This window comes from Pseudomonas sp. SJZ079, from assembly GCF_007993865.1.
Lineage (GTDB): Bacteria > Pseudomonadota > Gammaproteobacteria > Pseudomonadales > Pseudomonadaceae > Aquipseudomonas.
Genome location: NZ_VIUH01000004.1, coordinates 243,265 through 262,352 on the forward strand (window position 1 = coordinate 243,265; position 19,088 = coordinate 262,352).

The following is a 19,088-nucleotide window of genomic DNA, read 5'->3' on the forward strand; positions in this document are numbered from 1 at the left end:
GGGCGGCGACGGTTGAGTAAGGAGACGTTATTATATTACCTGTTCTTTTCTGTTCGGGTGTCTCTCGTGTTGCGTCTTTTTTCTGCTGCCAGCCTGCTGTTCGTCACTCAATTATTCAGTTTGGGCGTACACGCCGAGGTGCGCGTACTTACCAGCATCAAACCCCTGCAACTGATTGCCGCCGCCGTGCAGGAGGGCGTCGGCACGCCCGAGGTACTGCTGCCGCCTGGCGCCTCGCCACACCATTACGCGTTGCGTCCATCCGATGTACGGCGGGTGCGCGAGGTGGACCTGCTGTATTGGATCGGTGCGGATCTGGAGAGTTTTCTGCCGCGCGTGCTGGCCAGCCGGGACAAGCCGAGTGTCGCCCTGCAGACACTCGCTGACCTGAACCTGCGGCATTTCGGCGACAGCCATGCTGACGCCCATGACGTGGATGAGCATGCGCCGAGCGAGCCGCTCGATGAGCATGATCACGATCATCGCCCCGGCACCCTGGATGCGCACCTGTGGTTGCTACCGGCCAATGCCCAGGTGATCGCCGCGCGCATGGCGGTGGACCTGATGGCAGCCGATCCCGCCAATGCTTCGCGCTACCAAACCAATCTGGCGGCCTTCACCGAACGCTTGCAAGCCCTCGATCAACGCTTGAAAGGCCGCCTGGCCGGTCTCGCAGGCAAGCCTTACTTTGTCTTTCACGAAGCCTACGACTACTTCGAGGCAGCCTATGGCCTCAAGCACGCCGGGGTCTTCAGCGTAGCCAGCGAGGTGCAGCCGGGCGCTCGGCATGTGGCGGCGATGCGCGCGAGTTTGCAGACGGCCGGGCCGACCTGCGTTTTCAGCGAGCCACCGCTGCGTCCACGTCTGGCGCAGACCCTGACCGTCGGCTTGCCGGTGACCCTGGCCGAACTGGATGCCATGGGTGCGGGCTTGCCGGTGGATGCGCGGGGCTATGAGGCGCTGCTGGAGAACCTGGCCAATAACCTGGCCGGTTGCCTGGAGGCCTTGTAAGCGGCGCGGCTGCCTGACGAGCATCGGTTCGGCACCAACGCAGCCGAGCGAGTCCGGGCAACCCATGTGCGTGGCGGCAGGACGGCAGCGTATCGGCTGGTGACGCCCGCATTGCCTTGCACAGATGCCTGGCACCGCTTGATCCGTTCGATCTCGCTGCAGGCGCCTCGCCAATACCGGTTAAGCGTCGTGGCTGCGCCGCGTCCCGGAGTTTCGGCCATTCAGACTTCAATTGACCCGCGCGCCGGCCGGCGCGCAGCGGTTATCTGACGGCTAAAAGTTGGCACAACGGAGCTACAGGTTCTTAAGAAAAAATGGCTTATTCTTTCCATGCACTATACTGCGGGGTGACTTGATCATCAGTTGTTTAGCGTGTGTCTGACCTGCGTTGGCGTCGGGTTTATATCATCTGAAGCCGCTGTTTAACGGTGATGCCTGTGCATGGCCAATAAGCAACAGGAATAGGATAACCAGCGATGGCGATAGTAATTGTCCTGGTTCTAATCGTTGTTGCATCGGTGCTGTTCCACGTGTTGAGCCCGTGGGAGCTGACGCCGGCCGCGTCCAACTGGGGCTCGATAGACACCACGCTGTTTATCACCTTGGTTATTACCGGAATTTTTTTCATCGCCGTTACTTTATTCATGGCGCTCGCGGTACTGCGCTACCGGCATAAGCCCAGGCAACGGGCCGACTATCAGCCGGAAAATAAGAAGCTGGAAGGCTGGTTGATCGTAGTGACCACCCTGGGAATTGTCGGCATGCTGGCCCCGGGCTTGGTGGTCTACGACGATTTCGTTGATGTTCCGCAGGAGGCTTCTGAACTTGAAGTCGTGGCGCAGCAATGGCAATGGGCTTTCCGTTTTCCCGGGCAGGACGGCAAACTTGGTAAGTCGGACGTTAAGTTTGTTGATTCAGTCAACCCGCTGGGCCTAGATCCCAATGATCCGCTGGGACAGGACGATGTATTGATAAAGAATAACGAAGTGCGCCTTCCCTTGGGGCGCCCGATAAAAGTATTGCTGCGCTCCAAGGATGTATTGCACAACTTCTATATCCCGCAAATCCGCAGCAAGATGGATATGGTCCCCGGTATGGTGACTCACTTTTGGTTTACGCCCACTCAAGTAGGCAAGTATGAAGTGCTGTGTGCCGAATATTGTGGAGTTGGCCACTACAATATGCGTGGCCATATGATCGTTGAGGAGCCGGCGGCTTTTCAGCAATGGTTGAGCGGTCAACCCACCTTTGCCGAAACATTGGCTACAGCGGCCAAGCCCGGTCGCGACGCGCTGCTGGAAAAAGGTCGATTGTTGGCCGAAAACTCGGGTTGCACGGCCTGCCACAGCCAGGACGGCAGCGCCAGCCTGGGGCCTGGTTGGCAAGACTTGTTCGGGCGCACGGAGCAGCTGGCCGATGGCAGCAGTGTGCAGGTCGATGAAGCCTACCTGAAGGAGTCGATCCTCGAGCCAAAAGCCCGGCTGGTTCAAGGCTACCCGCCAGTTATGGTGCCCTATACTTTCAGCCAGGATGAGCTGGATGCTCTGGTGGCCCTGATCAAGTCGCTGAACAGCCAGGCGTCGGCTGGTGCGCCCTCGGCCGCTGGCCAGGTCGGCGATCTGGTCGAGCAGGGGCGGTTGCTGGCCCAGTCGCGGGGTTGTCTGGCCTGTCACAGTGTCGATGGCAGCCCGAGTGTCGGCCCAGGTTGGCAGGGGTTGTATGGCAAGACGGAGGTGCTTGCGGACGGTTCGCAGGTGGTCGTCGACGAGAGTTACATCAAGGCGTCGGTACTTGAACCGAATGCCCAGCTCGTCAAGGGCTATGCCGCCATGATGCCGCCCTTTGCCCTGAGTGATGAGGAGTTGCAGGCGCTGATCGCGTTCATCCAATCCAAAGCGAGCGCCGATCCCGATGCAGCCTTGCCGAAACCGGGCGGGTTGCAGTAAGTCGCGTTAAGTACCCCGGCATGCTGCCTGGAGGACGACCCGATGGCCTATGCGGAACAAGCTGAAGCCGAACTGCTTCATGAACCGAAGAGCTTCCTGACCAGATACATTTGGAGTCAGGACCACAAGGTTATTGCCATTCAGTACTCATTGACGGCTATCTTCGTTGGCCTCATCGCGCTGGTGTTGTCCGGTCTGATGCGCATGCAGCTGGGTTTTCCGGGAAGCTTGGCGTTCATGGATGCCAGCACCTATTACCAGGCGATGACCATGCACGGCATGATCATGGTCATCTATCTACTGACGGCCTTGTTTCTCGGCGGCTTCGGCAATTACCTGATCCCCTTGATGGTGGGCGCCCGCGACATGGTGTTTCCCTACGTCAACATGCTCAGCTACTGGTTCTACCTGCTTTCGGTGATAGTGCTGCTGGCCAGCTTCTTCGTTCCCGGCGGCCCTACCGGTGCCGGCTGGACGCTCTATCCGCCACAATCCATTACCCCGGGATCGCCGGGCACCGAATGGGGCATCGTGCTGATGCTGGTGTCGCTGGCGATCTTCATCGTCGCCGCCACCATGGGTGGTCTGAACTACGTGACCACGGTGCTGCAAGCGCGCACTCATGGCATGACCCTGATGCGCATGCCGCTTTCGGTGTGGGGCATCTTCATGGCCTCGATCCTGGCCTTGCTGGCCTTCCCGGCCTTGTTCGTCAGTGCGGTGATGATGCTGTTCGACAAGCTGTTGGGCACCAGCTTCTTTATGCCGGCGATCATCTCCCTCGGCCAGCAACTCGATCACCAAGGCGGTAGCCCGATACTGTTCCAGCACCTGTTCTGGTTCTTCGGTCACCCGGAAGTCTATATTGTCGCGCTCCCCGCCTTCGGTCTGGTCTCCGACCTGATCAGCACCCATGCGCGCAAGAATATCTTCGGCTACCGCATGATGGTCTGGGCCATCGTCGCGATTGGCGTGCTCAGTTTCGTGGTCTGGGCGCATCACATGTACGTCAGCGGGATGAATCCCTACTTTGGCTTCTTCTTCGCCACCACCACCCTAGTCATCGCGGTGCCGACCGCCTTGAAGGTCTATAACTGGGTGCTGACCCTGTGGCGCGGCGATATCCATCTGACGGTGCCGATGCTGTTTGCCCTGGCTTTTATCGTCACGTTTTTAGTCGGTGGCCTGACCGGGCTGTTTCTCGGCAACGTGATCGTGGATATTCCGTTATCGGACACCTACTTTGTCGTGGCGCACTTTCATATGGTCATGGGGGTTGCGCCGATCCTGGTGGTGTTCGGCGCCATCTATCATTGGTTCCCGAAAATAACCGGGCGGATGATGAATGATCGTCTCGGCAAGCTGCACTTCTGGATCACCTTCCTCGGCACGTACGCCATCTACTTCCCCATGCATTACCTGGGCTTCCTGGGCATGCCACGGCGCTACTACGCCTATGAAAACTACGATTTCATTCCACAGTCGGCGCAGGACTTGAATGCTTTCATTACGGTGGCGGCGCTGACCGTCGGCGTATCTCAGCTGTTGTTCCTGTTCAACCTGTTTTGGAGTGCGGTTAAAGGTAAGCCCGCAGGCGGCAATCCTTGGGGCGGCGTCAGTCTGGAGTGGCAGACGCCGCATACGCCGCCGCACCACGGCAATTGGGGGGCGAAACTGCCGGTCGTGCATCGCTGGGCCTACGACTACAGCGTGCCGGGCATAGAGCAGGATTTCGTGCCACAGACGGTCTCCGATGAGCAGCTGGAACAGCTGCGGCAGCGCGCGAGCGCAAGCCCGGCGGAGAGTCCGTCATGAACAGATGGCTATTGAAGGGCGCCGACAGTTTCGATCCCGGCAACGGCTGGAGTGATGGGCCGAGGGCGCTGCCGCCTGCCGAGCTGGCCGCCAGGGCGCGCACCGCTCGCGTGGGGCTGCGGGTGTTTCTGCTGGTCGTCAGCTCGTTGTTTTTTCTATTCCTGATTGCCTTTATCGCCCGCTCGCAAGTCGCCGACTGGCAGCCCCTGACAGAGCCGTTGGCGCCCTTGGCCAGCCCCTGGCAGCTGTGGCTGAATACGCTTTGGTTGCTGCTTGGCAGCATTGCCCTGCAGGGGGCGCGCATGGCCGCCCGACGCGGCCTGCTCGGCGCTACGCATATCGGCTTTGCTTTGGGTGGGGTATTCGCGCTGGCCTTTGTGCTGGGTCAGCTCTGGGTCTGGCAGCAGTTTGTCGCCTGGGGCTATGTCGTTTCGAGCAACCCGGCCAACAGTTTCTTCTATCTGTTGACCGGGTTGCATGGCCTGCACCTGCTGGGCGGTCTGGTTGCCTGGAGCAGAACCGCCGTCAAGTTCCTGCACCGGGTGCCGTTGGCGCAACTCAGTGCAAGCGTGGAACTCTGCGCCATTTATTGGCATTACCTGTTGGGGCTCTGGTGCCTGCTATTCGCGCTGCTGACCAGTACGCCGGAAACCTATGCAGCCATCGCCGCATTGTGCGGCCTGAGGTGAACCATGGCAGCGCATCCCGAAGCCCCCGAGCAGACCAGTAGCGCTTACCCAGGCAACTCGCCGGAGATGCCAGCAGGCGGATGGTCGGGTATCGCCCGCGACTGGTCTTCGGATAAGGACGCCTTCAAGCAGGTGCCTTGGGGCAAGGCGATGATGTGGATTTTCCTGCTCAGCGACACCTTCATCTTCACCTGTTTTCTCACCGGCTACATGTCGGTGCGCATGACCACCACCGTGGCCTGGCCCAACCCCAGCGAAGTGTTCGCCTTGACCATCGCGGGTCACCAGATTCCGCTGGTTCTGATCGCCATCATGACCTTCGTGCTGATCAGCAGCAGCGGCACCATGGCCATGGCAGTCAACTTCGCCTATCGCCATGATCGGCGCAAAACCGCGGCGTTGATGCTGGCGACTGCAGCCTTTGGCGTGACCTTCGTCGGCATGCAGGCCTTCGAGTGGAGCAAGCTGATCGGCGAGGGTGTGCGGCCCTGGGGCAACCCCATGGGCGCCGCGCAGTTTGGCGCGAGCTTTTTCATGATCACCGGTTTCCACGGCTTGCACGTATCGGTTGGCGTGCTCTACCTGAGCATCGTCGCGCTCAAGGTATGGCGCGGAGACTATGAGCGCTCCGGCAACTACCAGAACGTCGAGATCGCCGGGTTGTACTGGCACTTCGTCGATTTGGTGTGGGTGTTTATTTTTGCCTTCTTCTACCTGTGGTAGCGCTGCAGAGGAGCACCGGTGATGGCACATGCTCAGGGTCAGCAACATCCGATCAGTCTGTACCTGAAAATATGGGGGCTGCTATTCGTCCTCAGCACCATGTCGTATCTGGTCGACTATTTCCACTTCGTCGGCTACCTCAGGTGGTCACTGATCTTGCTGTTCATGATCCTGAAGGCGGGGCTGATCGTCGCAATTTTCATGCACATGGCCTGGGAGCGGCTGGCCATGGTCTACGCCATATTGCTGCCGCCCCTGTGTTTGCTGGTACTGGTCGGGTTGATGGCGACCGAGGCGGATTACATCTTCCTCAGCCGCTTGGTATTTTTCGGACAAAGCTAAGCCCGGACAACCTTGGTTAATTGTCCGCGGGCTAGCTGAGCGCTCCTCGATAGCCTTACTTATATGGTGCGTTTGAACTGATGCCACCTGTGCATCCACGCCACTATCCAGTGCGGGGCCGCAGTGCCGGTACCGGCATCTTGGAGGGTTGGATGGCCGCCAATGACCCGATCGAGGACCGATTCCTGATCCGGCTCAACATCGACGAAGAAGACATGCTTGCCTTCCTTCAGCTTCTGTCCGAAGTTGCGAAAGTGGGCATTCGGCACCTGGATGCCAAAGAAACCGCCTTCCCAGATGCTAAAACCCAGCACCACGATTGCCAGGAAGATAAAGGGCGTCCAGCCGGCGGCGGATTCGGTCCATCCCAGCAAATAAGCTACGCCGAGTACCAGTGCCGCAAGCACTACACCAACCAGGGCGCCGATTTCGCCCGAGTGGACGACATCTTGCTTCATGAACGAGGGCACGTCGTGGAGATGATGATGCTGTTCGACATCCGCATCGTTTTCGCTGAGCACATGGATTTGTTCGGTACTGATGCCGTTGGCTTCCAGTTCAGTTTCAACGGTTTCCAGATCGTCCAGATCGTCACTAATGTAATAGTGTCGATTCATGACACACCTCCCGCCTCGTGAAGCTGCAGACCCCCTCCGCCCTACAGCTGCTACCTGAGATTCGCAGTTGTTAACTGCGCCCGTGAAGAACGTTGCACGCTATCGCGTGCAATCGAAAATCAGTATAGCACCCCAGAAATATTGCCTATCACTCAGGTCTTAGGCAGTCAAGGTCTGGGCGGTAAGTATCGGCTTCCGATGGCCAAGGCCTCTGCAGGCTCCACTACTAGAGTGCGAGCGGCAGCGCCAGGCTGACCTGTTGGCGCTGTGCCAGGCGCCGCTGAAACTCGCCGGGGTCGTGAATCAGTACATCCTGTCCGGCGAAGGACTCGGCGGCGATCAGTCGCGACAGCCAGAAGCGCACACAGGCGAGGCGCAGCATGGTCGGCCACAGCTCGGTTTCGGCGGCGGTAAAGGGGCGTAGGGCGGCATAGGCGCCGAGCATGGCGCGGGCGCGGGGGTAGTCGAGCTCGCCGTCGGCATGCGAGCACCAGTCGTTCAGGGCGATCGCCAGGTCGTAGAGCATCGGTCCCGAGCAGGCGTTGTAGAAGTCGATGACACCGGCCAGATGATTGCCATCGAACAGCACGTTGTCGCGAAACAAGTCGGCATGCAGATTAGCGCGTGGCAGCGCGAGGATGCGCGGCTTCAGCCCGTGGATTTCCGCCAGTGCATCGCGCAGCAGTGGCAACTGCGCCTCCGGCAGTTTCAGGGCCAGGCTCGGGCCCTCCTCGAGCATCCAGTCCAGGCCACGATCACTCTTGCGCTCCAGCACATGCTCGCGCGTGGCCAGGTGAATCCGCGCCAGCAGCGTGCCGACTTCCTGGCAGTGATGCGGGTTGGCTTGGCTGACGTGCTTGCCGTCCAGGCGCGGCTGCAACAACGCCGGCTTCTCCGCCAGGCTGCGCAGCGCCTCGCCATCTTTAGTACGCAGCGCGTAGGGCACCGGCAGGCCGGCCTCGTGGAGCACATCGAGCAGTTCGATAAAGAACGGCAGATCGGCGCTCGGGCCGCGCTCAATCAGGGTCAGGACGAACTCGCCCTGCTCCAGGCTGACGAAGAAGTTGCTGTTCTCGCTACCGGCTGCGATGCCCTGGAAGTCGCGCAGGCGACCCAGTTGGTAAGGGGCGAGAAATGCTTCGAGCTCGTGATGCTCCAGGGGGGTGAAAACCGACATGTCTGAACCGCCTTACCAGCTAAAAATTTCCCAGGCCGGAATCAACATATCCGGGCTGTCCGAACGAATGAAGTTGCCGTCGCTACCGTCTGCGCGCACCAGGAAGTAAGGCTTGCCGTTCTTCGGCGTGACCTTGATCGCATACAGGAAGCCATTCACCCGGTATTCCTGAACGGTGCGGTCGCCTTCCTGGCGGATGGTTACGTCCGGTTCGGCGGACACCGGGTCCTCGGCCAGCGCCGCGACCGAGCTTAATGCCAGCAGGCTGGCCAGCAACAGGCTATTGAGTGTGCGCATGGTAACCTTGTCCCTTTGTCGTCAATGTTCCGCTCATTCTAGCGCCGACCCCGTCGAAAAGGTTGATCCCGCTCATGTCACGCACCCCTCTTGTCCTGGTAGATGGTTCCTCGTATCTGTACCGCGCCTTTCATGCCCTGCCGCCGCTGACCACGTCCAAGGGCCTGCCCACCGGGGCGGTGAAGGGCGTGCTGAACATGCTCAAGAGTCTGCGCAAGCAGTACCCGGACAGTCCCTTCGCGGTGGTATTCGATGCCAAGGGCGGCACCTTCCGCGACGAGATGTTCGCCGAGTACAAGGCCAACCGGCCGTCGATGCCCGACGACTTGCGCGTGCAGGTCGAGCCGCTGCACGCCAGCGTGCGCGCCCAGGGCTTTCCGCTGCTCTGCGTGGAAGGCGTGGAGGCCGACGACGTGATCGGCACGCTGGCCCGGCAATGCGCTGGCGAAGGTCGCGACGTGGTGATTTCCACCGGCGACAAGGACATGGCGCAGCTGGTGTGCCCGCACGTTACCTTGGTCAACACCATGACCGGTAGCGTCTACGACATCGATGGCGTGAAAGCGAAATTCGGTGTCGGTCCTGAGCTGATCATCGATTACCTGGCGCTGATGGGCGACAAGGTCGATAACATTCCCGGGGTCCCGGGCGTCGGCGAAAAGACCGCGCTGGGGTTGCTGGTGGGCGTCGGCGGCGGGCTCGATGTGATCTACGCCAACCTCGACAAGGTGCCGGCTCTGCCGATTCGCGGGGCGAAAACCCTGGCGGCCAAGCTCGAAGAACACCGCGATATGGCCTACCTGTCCTATGCGCTGGCGACCATCAAGCTGGATGTGCCGCTGAATATCGAGATCGAGTCGCTGCATCCGGGGGCGATGGACACGCCGGCGCTGCTTGAGCTGTATGCCGAGTTGGAGTTCAAAAGCTGGCGCGATGAGTTGCTGCGCCAAACCCCGGCAGCCGCCAATCCTGTACCTTCAGTGGCCGATGCTGATCTGTTCGCGTTGCAGCCAAGCGCTACGGCCCTGGTCGAAGATGCTCCGGTTGGGCAGGCCGCGAGTGGCGCAGTGGCTGAGGTTGCGGTGGCAACGACTCAGGGCGATTACCAGTGCATTCTGGAACAGGCGCAGTTCGACACCTGGCTGGAGAAGCTGAAGAGTGCCGAGCTGATCGCCTTCGACACCGAGACCACCGGCCTGGATGCTCAGCAGGCGCAATTGGTCGGGCTGTCGTTTGCGGTCAAGGCCGGTGAGGCGGCTTATATCCCCGTGGCCCACTCTTATATGGGGGTGCCAAACCAGCTGGACCGCGATGCGGTGCTCAAGGCGCTGAAGCCGATCCTCGAAGACCCGAACAAGGCCAAGGTCGGTCAGCACGCCAAGTACGACATCAATATCCTCGCCAATGCCTCGACGCCGATTCGGGTGCAGGGCGTGGCGTTCGACACCATGCTCGAATCCTATGTGCTGGACTCTACGGCGACCCGCCACGACATGGACAGCCTGGCGCTCAAGTACCTGGATCACAGCACCATTCGTTTCGAGGACATCGCCGGCAAGGGGGCCAAGCAGCTGACCTTCGACCAGATCGATCTGGCCCAAGCCGCGCCCTATGCCGCGGAAGATGCCGACGTGACCCTGCGTCTGCACCAGCAATTGTGGGCGAAGCTTGCTGTCGAGCCGAGCCTGGTCAAGGTGCTGCACGACATTGAAATGCCATTGGTGCCGGTGTTGGCGCGGATCGAGCGCCAGGGCGCGCTGGTGGATGCCAACCTGCTGGGGCTGCAAAGCAACGAGTTGGGCGAAAAGCTGGTGGCGCTGGAGCGTCAGGCGTTCGCCATCGCCGGCGAGGAATTCAACCTGGCGTCGCCCAAGCAGCTCGGGGTGATTCTCTATGAAAAACTCGCTCTGCCGATCATCAGCAAGACCGCCAAGGGTCAGCCTTCCACCGCCGAGGCGGTGCTCGCCGAGTTGGCCGAGCAGGACTTTGAGTTGCCCAAGGTGCTGATGCAGTACCGCAGCCTGAGCAAGCTGAAGAGTACCTACACCGACCGCCTGCCGGAACAGATCAATCCGCGCACCGGGCGCATTCATACCTCCTACCACCAGGCGGTGGCCGCCACCGGACGGCTGTCGTCCAGCGACCCGAACCTGCAGAACATTCCGATTCGCAGCGCCGAGGGGCGGCGCATTCGTCAGGCCTTCGTCGCGCCGAAAGGCTACAAGCTGCTGGCGGCGGACTACTCGCAAATCGAGCTGCGGATTATGGCGCATCTGGCTCAGGACCCAGGGCTGCTGGACGCCTTCCGTCACGACCTTGACGTGCACCGTGCCACGGCTGCCGAGGTCTTTGGCGTGGCGTTGGATGAGGTGAGCACGGAGCAGCGGCGCAGCGCCAAGGCGATCAACTTCGGCCTGATCTACGGCATGAGTGCGTTTGGCCTGGCCAAACAGATCGGCGTCGACCGCAAGCAGTCGCAGGCCTATATCGACCGCTACTTCGCCCGTTATCCCGGCGTGCTCGCCTACATGGAGCGCACCCGCGAGCAGGCCGCGCAACAAGGCTATGTGGAAACCCTGTTCGGTCGCCGCCTGTACCTGCCGGACATCAACGCGAAGAATCAGGGCCTGCGCAAGGGCGCCGAGCGCACGGCCATCAACGCGCCGATGCAGGGCACCGCGGCGGACATCATCAAGCGCGCCATGATCGCGGTGGATGCGTGGCTGAGTGAGTCTGGACTGGATGCCAAAGTGATCCTCCAGGTGCACGACGAGCTGGTGCTGGAGGTGCGTGAAGATCTGGTCGAGCAGGTGCGTGAGCAGATCAAGTCGCTGATGGGCAGCGCCGCCGAATTGGCCGTGCCGCTGTTGGTCGAGGTGGGCGTCGGTGACAACTGGGATGAGGCGCACTGATTGGCCGTGTGCGACTGAATCGCCGGCTGCATGGGCAGTCGGCGGCGCCTTACATCACTAACGCATCAAACAGTATGGGTTTATGACGAATTGAGTCTAAAAACGGGCTGAACTTTGCGTTTGCGCAGGCGGTCAGAGTTTGTGAATGGCTGAGAAAGCCCTTCGAAGCTCCTTTGTTGTGTTAAGTGTTGGCAGATATCTGAACCCCGCCCTAGCGGTTCAGAAGCTTAAACCCCGAACTTCTCCCTCCCCATACGAAGTTCGGGGTTTTTTTTGTCTAGCGAAAAGTCCGAGGCCAGGGTGAGCGGCAGCTCGTCCGGCTGCCAGCTCTTTTCAGGCCTCGCTTTCGCTGGCCTCCTCGCTATCCAGCAGGCCCATCCAGGCGCCCAGTACGGCTTGCGCTTCTTCTACGCCCTGGCGCTTGGGCGCCGAGAACAGTTGAATGCTCACGCGGTCGCCCCAGCGCTTGCGGATGTCTTGCTGCACCTTGAGCAGTGCGTTCTTGGCGGCGCCGAAGGCCAGCTTGTCGGCCTTGGTCAGCAGAATATGCATGGGCATCTGGCTGGCGGCGGTCCAGTCGAGCATCAGCTGGTCGAACTCGGTCAGCGGGTGGCGAATGTCCATCATCAGGATCAGCCCGCGCAGGCACTCGCGGCTGCCCAGATAAGCCTCGAGGTGCTTCTGCCAATGCAGTTTCAGCGGGATGGGCACCTTGGCGTAGCCGTAACCGGGCAGGTCGACCAGGCGGCGTTCATCGTCCAGACTGAAGAAGTTCAGCAGCTGGGTGCGCCCAGGGGTTTTCGAGGTGCGCGCCAGGCTGGCGTGGGTCAGGGTGTTCAGCGCGCTGGATTTACCGGCGTTGGAACGCCCGGCAAAGGCCACTTCATAGCCCTGATCGTCCGGACATTGGTCGACCTTGGCGGCGCTGATGAGAAAGCTGGCTTGTTGGCACAGGCCGATAACGGGGTTCTTGGTTTGCATCAGGGTATCCGGTGAGGGCGGGCATGAAGTCGTGTTGCAGGCGCGCTGCCCTTGCGACAATTGCGCGCATCCTGCCGCGCGCTACGCAGTGCGGCAAGCGGCGTCGTTTCCGTTTCAGTGGCGCCAGTATATAATGCCGCAAATTTTGTGTGCGCTTTGTCCCGTGTATTGGCTAAGTGTTCACGGGAACGATTTAATTCATCTGTCTATCGAAAGCAGGGCGTTCCCCACACTGATGAGGTCGATCTCATGAAAAAGTTGCTACTCGCTGCCGGCGTACTGATGCTGTCGTTCAACACTCAGGCTGCCCAAGATCCAGAAGCCGTGTTCAATCGCGCCTGTTCGGCCTGCCATAATGGCCAGCTGCCGATGGCGCCGCAAAAAGGCGATCAGGCTGCCTGGGAGCCGCGTTTGGCCAAAGGCATGGACGCGCTGGTGACCAGCGTGACCAATGGTCTGAATGCCATGCCGCCACGCGGTTTGTGCACGGACTGCACGGCCGAGGATTACCAGGCAGTCATCCAGTGGATGAGCCAGTAAACCCGGTCTATAACTCTTTCTCTCTTAGCCGTAGTTGGATTAGCTGATGAATAAAGTACTCGTGAGCCTGCTGTTGACCCTGGGTATCACCGGCCTGGCCCACGCCGCCGGCGACGCAGCCGCCGGTCAGGGCAAAGTCGCCGTGTGTGGCGCTTGCCATGGTGCCGACGGCAATAGCGTTGCGCCGAACTTTCCGAAGCTGGCTGGCCAGGGTGAGCGTTACCTGCTCAAGCAGCTGCACGACATCAAGTCCGGTGGGCGTCAGGTGGTGGAGATGACCGGTCTGCTGGATAACCTCAGCGAGCAGGATCTAGCCGACATCGCCGCCTACTTCAGCAGTCAGCAGATGAGCGTCGGCGCGGCCGATCCGAAGCTGGTCGAGCGCGGTGAGGCACTGTTCCGCGGCGGTAAGCTGGAGGAAGGCATGCCGGCCTGCACCGGCTGCCATTCGCCGAATGGCGCGGGCCTCGACGCGGCGGGCTTTCCGCAGCTGGGCGGGCAGCATGCCGGTTACGTGGCCAAGCAGCTGACGGCGTTCCGCGAGGGCGAGCGGACCAACGACGGCGACAATGCGATCATGCGCACTATCGCTGGCAAGCTGAGCAACAAGGACATCGAAGCAGTGTCCAGCTACGTGCAGGGCCTGCATTGATCGCGTAACAGGTTGCAATGCAGTGGCAGGAAAAGGGTGGCTGAGGCCACCCTTTTTCATTTGTCGCGCAGCTACAATAGCCGGAACCTGTTCCCCGCACGGCGGGTCGAACGCAGGTCTGCCATGGGGCACCGCTTAACCGCTAAGGAGTAATGCATGCGTAATCTGATCCTCTGTGCCGCTCTCGCCACTGCCAGCCTGTTCGGCGCAGTTGCGCAGGCCGAGCCGATTCAAGCCGGCAAAGAGTACGTCGAGCTGAGCAGCCCGGTTCCGCTGTCCAAGCCGGGCAAGATCGAGGTGGTCGAGCTGTTCTGGTACGGTTGCCCGCACTGCTATCAGTTTGAGTCGACCATCAATCCGTGGATCGAGCAATTGCCGGAAGACGTCAATTTCGTGCGCATCCCGGCCCTGTTCGGCGGTGTGTGGAACGCTCACGGTCAGCTGTTCATCACCCTGCAAAACATGCAGGTCGAACAGAAAGTCCACGACGCGATCTTCAATGCCATCCACAAGCAAGGCAAGAAGCTGGCGACCCCCGATGAAATGGCCGAGTTCCTCGCCGAACAGGGCTTGGACAAGGACGCCTTCCTCAAGACCTACAACTCCTTCGGCGTGAAAAGCCAGATGGAAAAGGCCAAGAAACTGGCCATGGCCTATCAGATCAGCGGCGTACCGGTGATGATCGTCAACGGGAAGTACCGCTTCGACCTCGGCAGCGCCGGTGGCCCCCAGCAGACTCTACAAGTGGCCGACCAGTTGATTGCCAAGGAACGCGCCGCCCAGTAGGCGGCCGGCCCGAGCGCCGAGCATGCTGAGGCGTTGGCAAGCCAGCCGCGCGGTTGGCCTGTGTGATCCACAGGTCAACCCGCAGTGTCCGGTCAGCCGGGACTGGCCTGGCGATGGCCGTCTGCGGCTACTGAGTTTCAATATCCAGGTGGGTATCAGCACCGAGCGGTATCGGCACTACCTGACGCGTGGCTGGCAGCATGTGCTGCCGCACACCGGCCGTGCCGGTAACCTGCAACGGATCGGGCAACTGCTCGGCGATTACGATCTGGTGGCCCTGCAGGAAGTCGATGGCGGCAGCCTGCGATCCGGCTTCGTCAATCAGGTCGAGCACCTCGCCCACCTCGGTGCTTTTCCCTACTGGTACCAGCAACTCAACCGCAATCTCGGCCGGTTGGCGCAACACAGCAATGGTGTGCTCAGTCGCCTGCGCCCCAGTCTGCTGGAAGACCACCCGCTGCCCGGCCCTCCCGGCCGGGGTGCCATGCTGCTGCGTCTCGGTGAGGGGGCGGACGCCGTCGTCGTGGTGATGATGCACCTGGCGCTCGGTGCGCGAACCCGGACCCGCCAGCTGGCCTATATCCGCGAGTTGATCGGCGGCTATCGGCATCAGGTGCTGATGGGCGACATGAACACCCACGCCAGTGACCTGCTGCAGCATTCGCCGCTACGTGATCTCGGCCTGCTGGCGCCGCAGATCGAGGCGACCTTCCCCAGCTGGCGCCCGCTGCGTTGCCTCGATCACATCCTGCTGAGTCCCGGGCTGGAGCTGGAGCGGGTGGCCGTGCTGGCTCAGCCGATCTCCGACCACCTGCCGGTGGCGGTGGAAATTCGCCTGCCCCAGGCTCCGGGGAGTCCTCCGTCGCCTATGCTCAATACGCCCCTCCCGCGGAAGCTCTAAATGACCGACGACGCCCAGCGCTGGAAAGACAAATACTTGGCCAGGCTCGAGCAGCAGGAGCAACTTGAGCGCCGCTGGGATACCCGTCTCGACCTGTTGCGCCGTGGCCTGGTGCGCAGCAGCCTGGCCGCAGAAGGCGCGGATAAGGCGGTGGATCAGTGCATGCAGGATCTGCGTGCAATGCTCCGGCGTGAGGATATGGATGCCGGCTTGTCGGCGTTGATTCCGCGTCTGGAAAAAACCGTACTGGACTCCGAACAACGCCGTCAGCAGCGTAGCGAGCAAGTCGTCGGCGCGCTGGCGGGCTTGGTCGGTCAGCTGCTCAGCCTGGAGTTGCCGCGCGAGTTGCGCAAGGCGCTGAAAAGCTATGCCAAGCAACTCGACAGCCGCGCCGGTCAGCTGCACGAACTGCCGCTGTTGCTGGCCGAGCTGAGTCAATTACAACGTCAGGCCCTGAGCGTTTTGGGTCAGGACGAGGGCGCACGCCCAGGCTTGCTGCAAAGACTCTTCGGTGCGCGTGAAGCCACGGCCGAGGCCGCGCTAGCGCCCGCACAGACGCTGGCGAGCGAGGCGCCTGTCAGTGCGCTGGCCCCGGCGCTACAGCCGCTATCGAGTGGCGAAGATCAGCCACTGCCGGCTGCACTCGTCGCTTACGATGTGGCCGATGCCAGCGATGCCAGCGATGCCAGCGATGTGATGCCAGCCGAGCAGGTCGCGCCGCCTACCTCGCGGCCCGTTGTACCGGTCCTCGATTGCCTGCCGTTGCCTGCCGACCTGTTACCCCCGGCGGAGTCGCTGGCCACCCCAGCAGGCGCCAGTGAAGAAGAACTGGTCGGTGAAGCGCACAGTCAGCTCGCCGATCCGCACTACGCCCTGCCGGTGGAGCCCGAGCCGGGATACAGCGCGATTGCCCAGCATGTGCAGGCGAGTCTGCTCGGTCTGCTGGCCGAGTTGCCCTTGCCGGAGCGGCATCAGGCCCAAGCCGATTCGCTGGTCGAACGGATTCAGGCCGGGTTGAATATGTATGAGCTGGTGCCGGTGCTGGACGACCTGACCGTGCTGATGCTGGCCGTCGCGGATAATAGTCAGCATGAGTTCGAGGGCTACCTCAAACAGCTCAACGAACGCCTGGCAACCTTCCAGGGCAGCCTGCAAGACGCCCACGACGGCTATGCCGACTCGCTCAACGTGGCGCGTGAGCTGGACAGCGAGCTGCGCCAGCAGGTCGATGGCCTGCACAGCAGCGTGCAGGACGCCACGGACCTCAAGAGCCTCAAGGGGTTGGTGGAAAACCGCCTGAATGGCCTGCTCGGCACCATGGAGCAGTACCAACGCCAGCGTGACGAGCGCGAGCAGCTGGTGGCCGGACGCCTGCAGACCCTGGTCGCGCGGGTGGCAGGCATGGAGCAGGAAGCCAAGGGCTTTCGCCAACGCCTGGAGGAGCAGCGCCAGAAGGCCCTGCTCGATCCGCTCACCGGGCTGCCCAATCGCGCCGCCTGGAGCGAGCGCCTGGACCTGGAAGTGGCGCGCTGGCAGCGCTACGGCGGTGAGCTGTTGCTGGCGGTGGTGGACATCGACCACTTCAAGCGAATCAACGATGGCTACGGGCATCTGGCCGGCGACAAGGTGCTGAAAATCATCGCCAACGAGTTGCACAAGCGCCTGCGCAAGACCGATTTCATGGCCCGTTTCGGCGGCGAGGAGTTCGTCCTGTTGATTCCCACGACGCCGCTCGACGGTGGCCTGCAACTGCTGGAAACCCTGCGCACGTCTATCGAAACCTGTCCGTTCCATTTCAAGGGCGAGCGGGTGACCATCACCCTGTCGGCCGGGATCGGCGAGTTTGTTAAGGGTGACAGTGGCGAACAGGTGTTCGCGCGCGCCGATCAGGCGCTGTACCGGGCCAAGGGCTGGGGGCGCAATCGCGTCGAGGTGGGTTAACGGGCCGCCGTTTAGGCTCGGCGTGTTTGCCGCTGAGGCGGTGTGATGGGGGGCGTTGCGTTCAGCGGTGTTGCAGTCGGTCTCAGGCCACGCTCGTCAGGTAGGGTCGCCAGGCCTCTGGAATCTGCTCCAGGCGCGGGTAGTTCAGCGCATCCAGTTGCAGGTGCGAGAGCAGGAATGGTGTGTGCCGCAGGTGTTGCGGCACGCTGCGCAGCTCCGGCAACCAGAGGCTGACGTACGTGGCCTCCGGGTCGTAGGCGCGCGCCTGACGCAGGGCATTGAATGCCCGGTTGCGTTGCGGATCGCTGCCGACGGCGGCGAGGTAGGCCCAGTTGCCCCAGTTGCTGGCCGGGTCATAGTCGATCAGGTGTTCTTCGAACCAGGCGGCGCCAAAGCGCCAGTCCTGTTGCAGGTCATTGACCAGGAAGCTGGCAACCACCTGGCGGCTGCGGTTGGAAATAAAGCCAGTGGCGGCCAGTTCGCGCATGCCGGCATCCACCAGCGGCATGCCCGTGCGGCCATGGCACCAGCTGTCGAAGCGCCGATCGAGCTGCTGCGGCGCGCGCGCGGTGGCGGGCACGCCGCCGGCCTTGAACAGCGCACTGCCATGGCGCAGCAGGGTCCAGCGGAAAAAGTCGCGCCAGAGCAGCTCGAGCCACAACCGATAGGTCGAATCGTTGCGCCCGAACTGCGCCTCATGGCGGCGTAGTTCGGCCACCGCCCGGCGCGCCGATAGGCTGCCATTGGCCAGCCAGGGTGAAAGTTTCGACGAGTCCTCACTGCCGATCGGGCCGTTGCGACTGTGCATGTACTGACGCACGCCCTGACCTTCCCACAGGTAATCGCGCAGACGCGCCTGGGCCGCCGCTTCGCCGCCGGAAAAGGGGAAGCGGCTGGCCGCTACACTGAGCGGTTCGCCGAGCCCCAGCTGGGACAGGGTCGGCACCGCCTGCAACAATTGCTGCGCGCCTTCTGGCAGGGGCGGTAGCCGCTTGGGCGGTGGGTCGGGCTGAAACACCGGCAGGCGTTCCTCGATCAGGCTTCTGAACTGGCTATAGACCTGCGGCAGCTGGTTGCTCGGACAGGGCAGTTCCTCGGCACGCAACAGGCTGTTGCCCGCCGCTTGTCGCAGCGGTATGTTGCCCAGCTGGCGTTGCACGCGCGCCAGTTGCGCGCGTTCGTGCGGGGCAATCTCTTCCAGCGTCAGCACCTGTTGCAGGTCGAATTGGTCGACCAGTTGCGCAATCACCTGCTCCGCTGTGCCCTGGATGACCAGCAAGTGCGAGTTGCGTTGGCGCAGCGCACCGTCCAGTGCCGCCAGGCTTTCCAGCAGAAAACGCGCGCGATGCACGCCGAGCCGGCGGCTGCCGAATTCACTTTCCTGCAACAGCGCCGGGTCGAGTACGAATACCGGCAGCAGCCGCTCGGCCTCCAGTCCGGCTTGCAAGGCTGGGTGATCGTCGAGACGCAGGTCGAGTTTGAACCAGAGCAGCGCGCGCATGGTGTGATCCTCGCAAGCTAGCCGTTCGGAGACAAGGGTAACCAGTGTAGCTACAGCATTACTCTGGCGTCACCGGGCAAAGACTGTCGCCGGTTGGGGACCAATGGCGGCGATCTGGCCTAAGTAAGGCGTATTGCCGACAGACGGGCGCTTGGTTCATCACTAGGGTCTGTTGCCGTTTCATTCGCGGCCGCGCCGTAGCCTGTTTTTGCGCGAGGCAAGGCACGAGGAGCGCGGTTTGGTTGTTCCAAATGAGC

General features: G+C 61.7%; 17 protein-coding genes. 12 read left to right on the top strand and 5 right to left on the bottom strand.

The features are described 5' to 3' along the window. Positions 1-66 precede the first annotated feature (66 nt). The 6 genes from FBY03_RS06660 (at position 67) to FBY03_RS06685 (ending at position 6,526) form a co-directional block, all read left to right on the top strand. The gene (locus FBY03_RS06660) at positions 67-1,011 is read left to right on the top strand and encodes a zinc ABC transporter substrate-binding protein (RefSeq protein WP_371920757.1); all 945 of its coding nucleotides are present in this window, start codon (positions 67-69) and stop codon (positions 1,009-1,011) included. A gap of 476 nt (positions 1,012-1,487) precedes the next feature. Next, positions 1,488-2,957: a cytochrome c oxidase subunit II gene (locus tag FBY03_RS06665; RefSeq protein ID WP_147171411.1), complete on the top strand. Its 1,470-nt coding sequence runs from the start codon at positions 1,488-1,490 to the stop codon at positions 2,955-2,957. Between the two features lie 42 nt (positions 2,958-2,999). Continuing rightward, on the top strand, positions 3,000-4,772 hold the full coding sequence (ctaD, locus tag FBY03_RS06670) for a cytochrome c oxidase subunit I (RefSeq protein WP_147171412.1): 1,773 nt from the start codon (positions 3,000-3,002) through the stop codon (positions 4,770-4,772). After that, entirely contained in the window at positions 4,769-5,461 is a 693-nt protein-coding gene (locus FBY03_RS06675; protein ID WP_147171413.1) for a cytochrome c oxidase subunit 3, read from the top strand. The genes ctaD and FBY03_RS06675 overlap by 4 nt, the downstream gene beginning before the upstream one ends. Positions 5,462-5,464: 3 nt before the next feature. Then, positions 5,465-6,184: a heme-copper oxidase subunit III family protein gene (locus FBY03_RS06680; protein ID WP_147171414.1), complete on the top strand. Its 720-nt coding sequence runs from the start codon at positions 5,465-5,467 to the stop codon at positions 6,182-6,184. Positions 6,185-6,205: 21 nt separating this feature from the next. After that, on the top strand, positions 6,206-6,526 hold the full coding sequence (locus FBY03_RS06685; RefSeq protein WP_147171415.1) for a cytochrome C oxidase subunit IV family protein: 321 nt from the start codon (positions 6,206-6,208) through the stop codon (positions 6,524-6,526). Between the two features lie 59 nt (positions 6,527-6,585). Here FBY03_RS06685 and FBY03_RS06690 read toward each other — a convergent pair whose 3' ends face one another. The 3 genes from FBY03_RS06690 to FBY03_RS06700 all read right to left on the bottom strand — a co-directional run bounded on the left by FBY03_RS06690 (position 6,586) and on the right by FBY03_RS06700 (position 8,617). Next, positions 6,586-7,143, bottom strand: a complete 558-nt coding sequence (locus FBY03_RS06690; protein WP_147171416.1) for a magnesium transporter — start codon at positions 7,141-7,143, stop codon at positions 6,586-6,588. A gap of 226 nt (positions 7,144-7,369) precedes the next feature. Further along, a complete protein-coding gene (locus FBY03_RS06695; protein ID WP_147171417.1) occupies positions 7,370-8,320 on the bottom strand; it encodes a homoserine kinase in 951 nt (316 codons plus the stop codon). A 12-nt stretch (positions 8,321-8,332) separates the two neighbouring features. Continuing rightward, the gene (locus FBY03_RS06700) at positions 8,333-8,617 is read right to left on the bottom strand and encodes a DUF2782 domain-containing protein (RefSeq protein ID WP_025163626.1); all 285 of its coding nucleotides are present in this window, start codon (positions 8,615-8,617) and stop codon (positions 8,333-8,335) included. A 74-nt stretch (positions 8,618-8,691) separates the two neighbouring features. Here FBY03_RS06700 and polA point away from each other — a divergent pair, with 74 nt between their 5' ends. Beyond that, positions 8,692-11,529, top strand: coding sequence for a DNA polymerase I (gene polA, locus FBY03_RS06705; protein ID WP_147171418.1), 2,838 nt, complete (start codon positions 8,692-8,694; stop codon positions 11,527-11,529). Positions 11,530-11,862: 333 nt separating this feature from the next. On the opposite strand, the gene yihA is transcribed toward polA, so the two are convergent. Then, positions 11,863-12,510, bottom strand: coding sequence for a ribosome biogenesis GTP-binding protein YihA/YsxC (gene yihA / locus FBY03_RS06710; RefSeq protein WP_147171419.1), 648 nt, complete (start codon positions 12,508-12,510; stop codon positions 11,863-11,865). Between the two features lie 249 nt (positions 12,511-12,759). On the opposite strand from yihA, the gene FBY03_RS06715 reads away from it, so the two are divergent. The 5 genes from FBY03_RS06715 to FBY03_RS06735 all read left to right on the top strand — a co-directional run bounded on the left by FBY03_RS06715 (position 12,760) and on the right by FBY03_RS06735 (position 17,330). Then, positions 12,760-13,050 carry a cytochrome c5 family protein gene (locus FBY03_RS06715; protein ID WP_147171420.1) on the top strand — a complete coding sequence of 97 codons (291 nt, stop codon included), beginning with the start codon at positions 12,760-12,762 and terminating at the stop codon, positions 13,048-13,050. Between the two features lie 46 nt (positions 13,051-13,096). Continuing rightward, entirely contained in the window at positions 13,097-13,702 is a 606-nt protein-coding gene (locus FBY03_RS06720; RefSeq protein ID WP_147171421.1) for a cytochrome c, read from the top strand. A 156-nt stretch (positions 13,703-13,858) separates the two neighbouring features. Next, on the top strand, positions 13,859-14,488 hold the full coding sequence (locus FBY03_RS06725; protein ID WP_147171422.1) for a thiol:disulfide interchange protein DsbA/DsbL: 630 nt from the start codon (positions 13,859-13,861) through the stop codon (positions 14,486-14,488). Between the two features lie 22 nt (positions 14,489-14,510). Next, positions 14,511-15,389 carry an endonuclease/exonuclease/phosphatase family protein gene (locus FBY03_RS06730; RefSeq protein ID WP_147171423.1) on the top strand — a complete coding sequence of 293 codons (879 nt, stop codon included), beginning with the start codon at positions 14,511-14,513 and terminating at the stop codon, positions 15,387-15,389. Then, positions 15,390-17,330: a GGDEF domain-containing protein gene (locus FBY03_RS06735; RefSeq protein ID WP_147171424.1), complete on the top strand. Its 1,941-nt coding sequence runs from the start codon at positions 15,390-15,392 to the stop codon at positions 17,328-17,330. Positions 17,331-17,412: 82 nt separating this feature from the next. Here FBY03_RS06735 and FBY03_RS06740 read toward each other — a convergent pair whose 3' ends face one another. Beyond that, positions 17,413-18,831 (bottom strand): DASH family cryptochrome, encoded by a 1,419-nt coding sequence (locus tag FBY03_RS06740; protein WP_147171425.1) that lies wholly within the window; start codon positions 18,829-18,831, stop codon positions 17,413-17,415. Between the last annotated feature and the right edge of the window lie 257 nt (positions 18,832-19,088).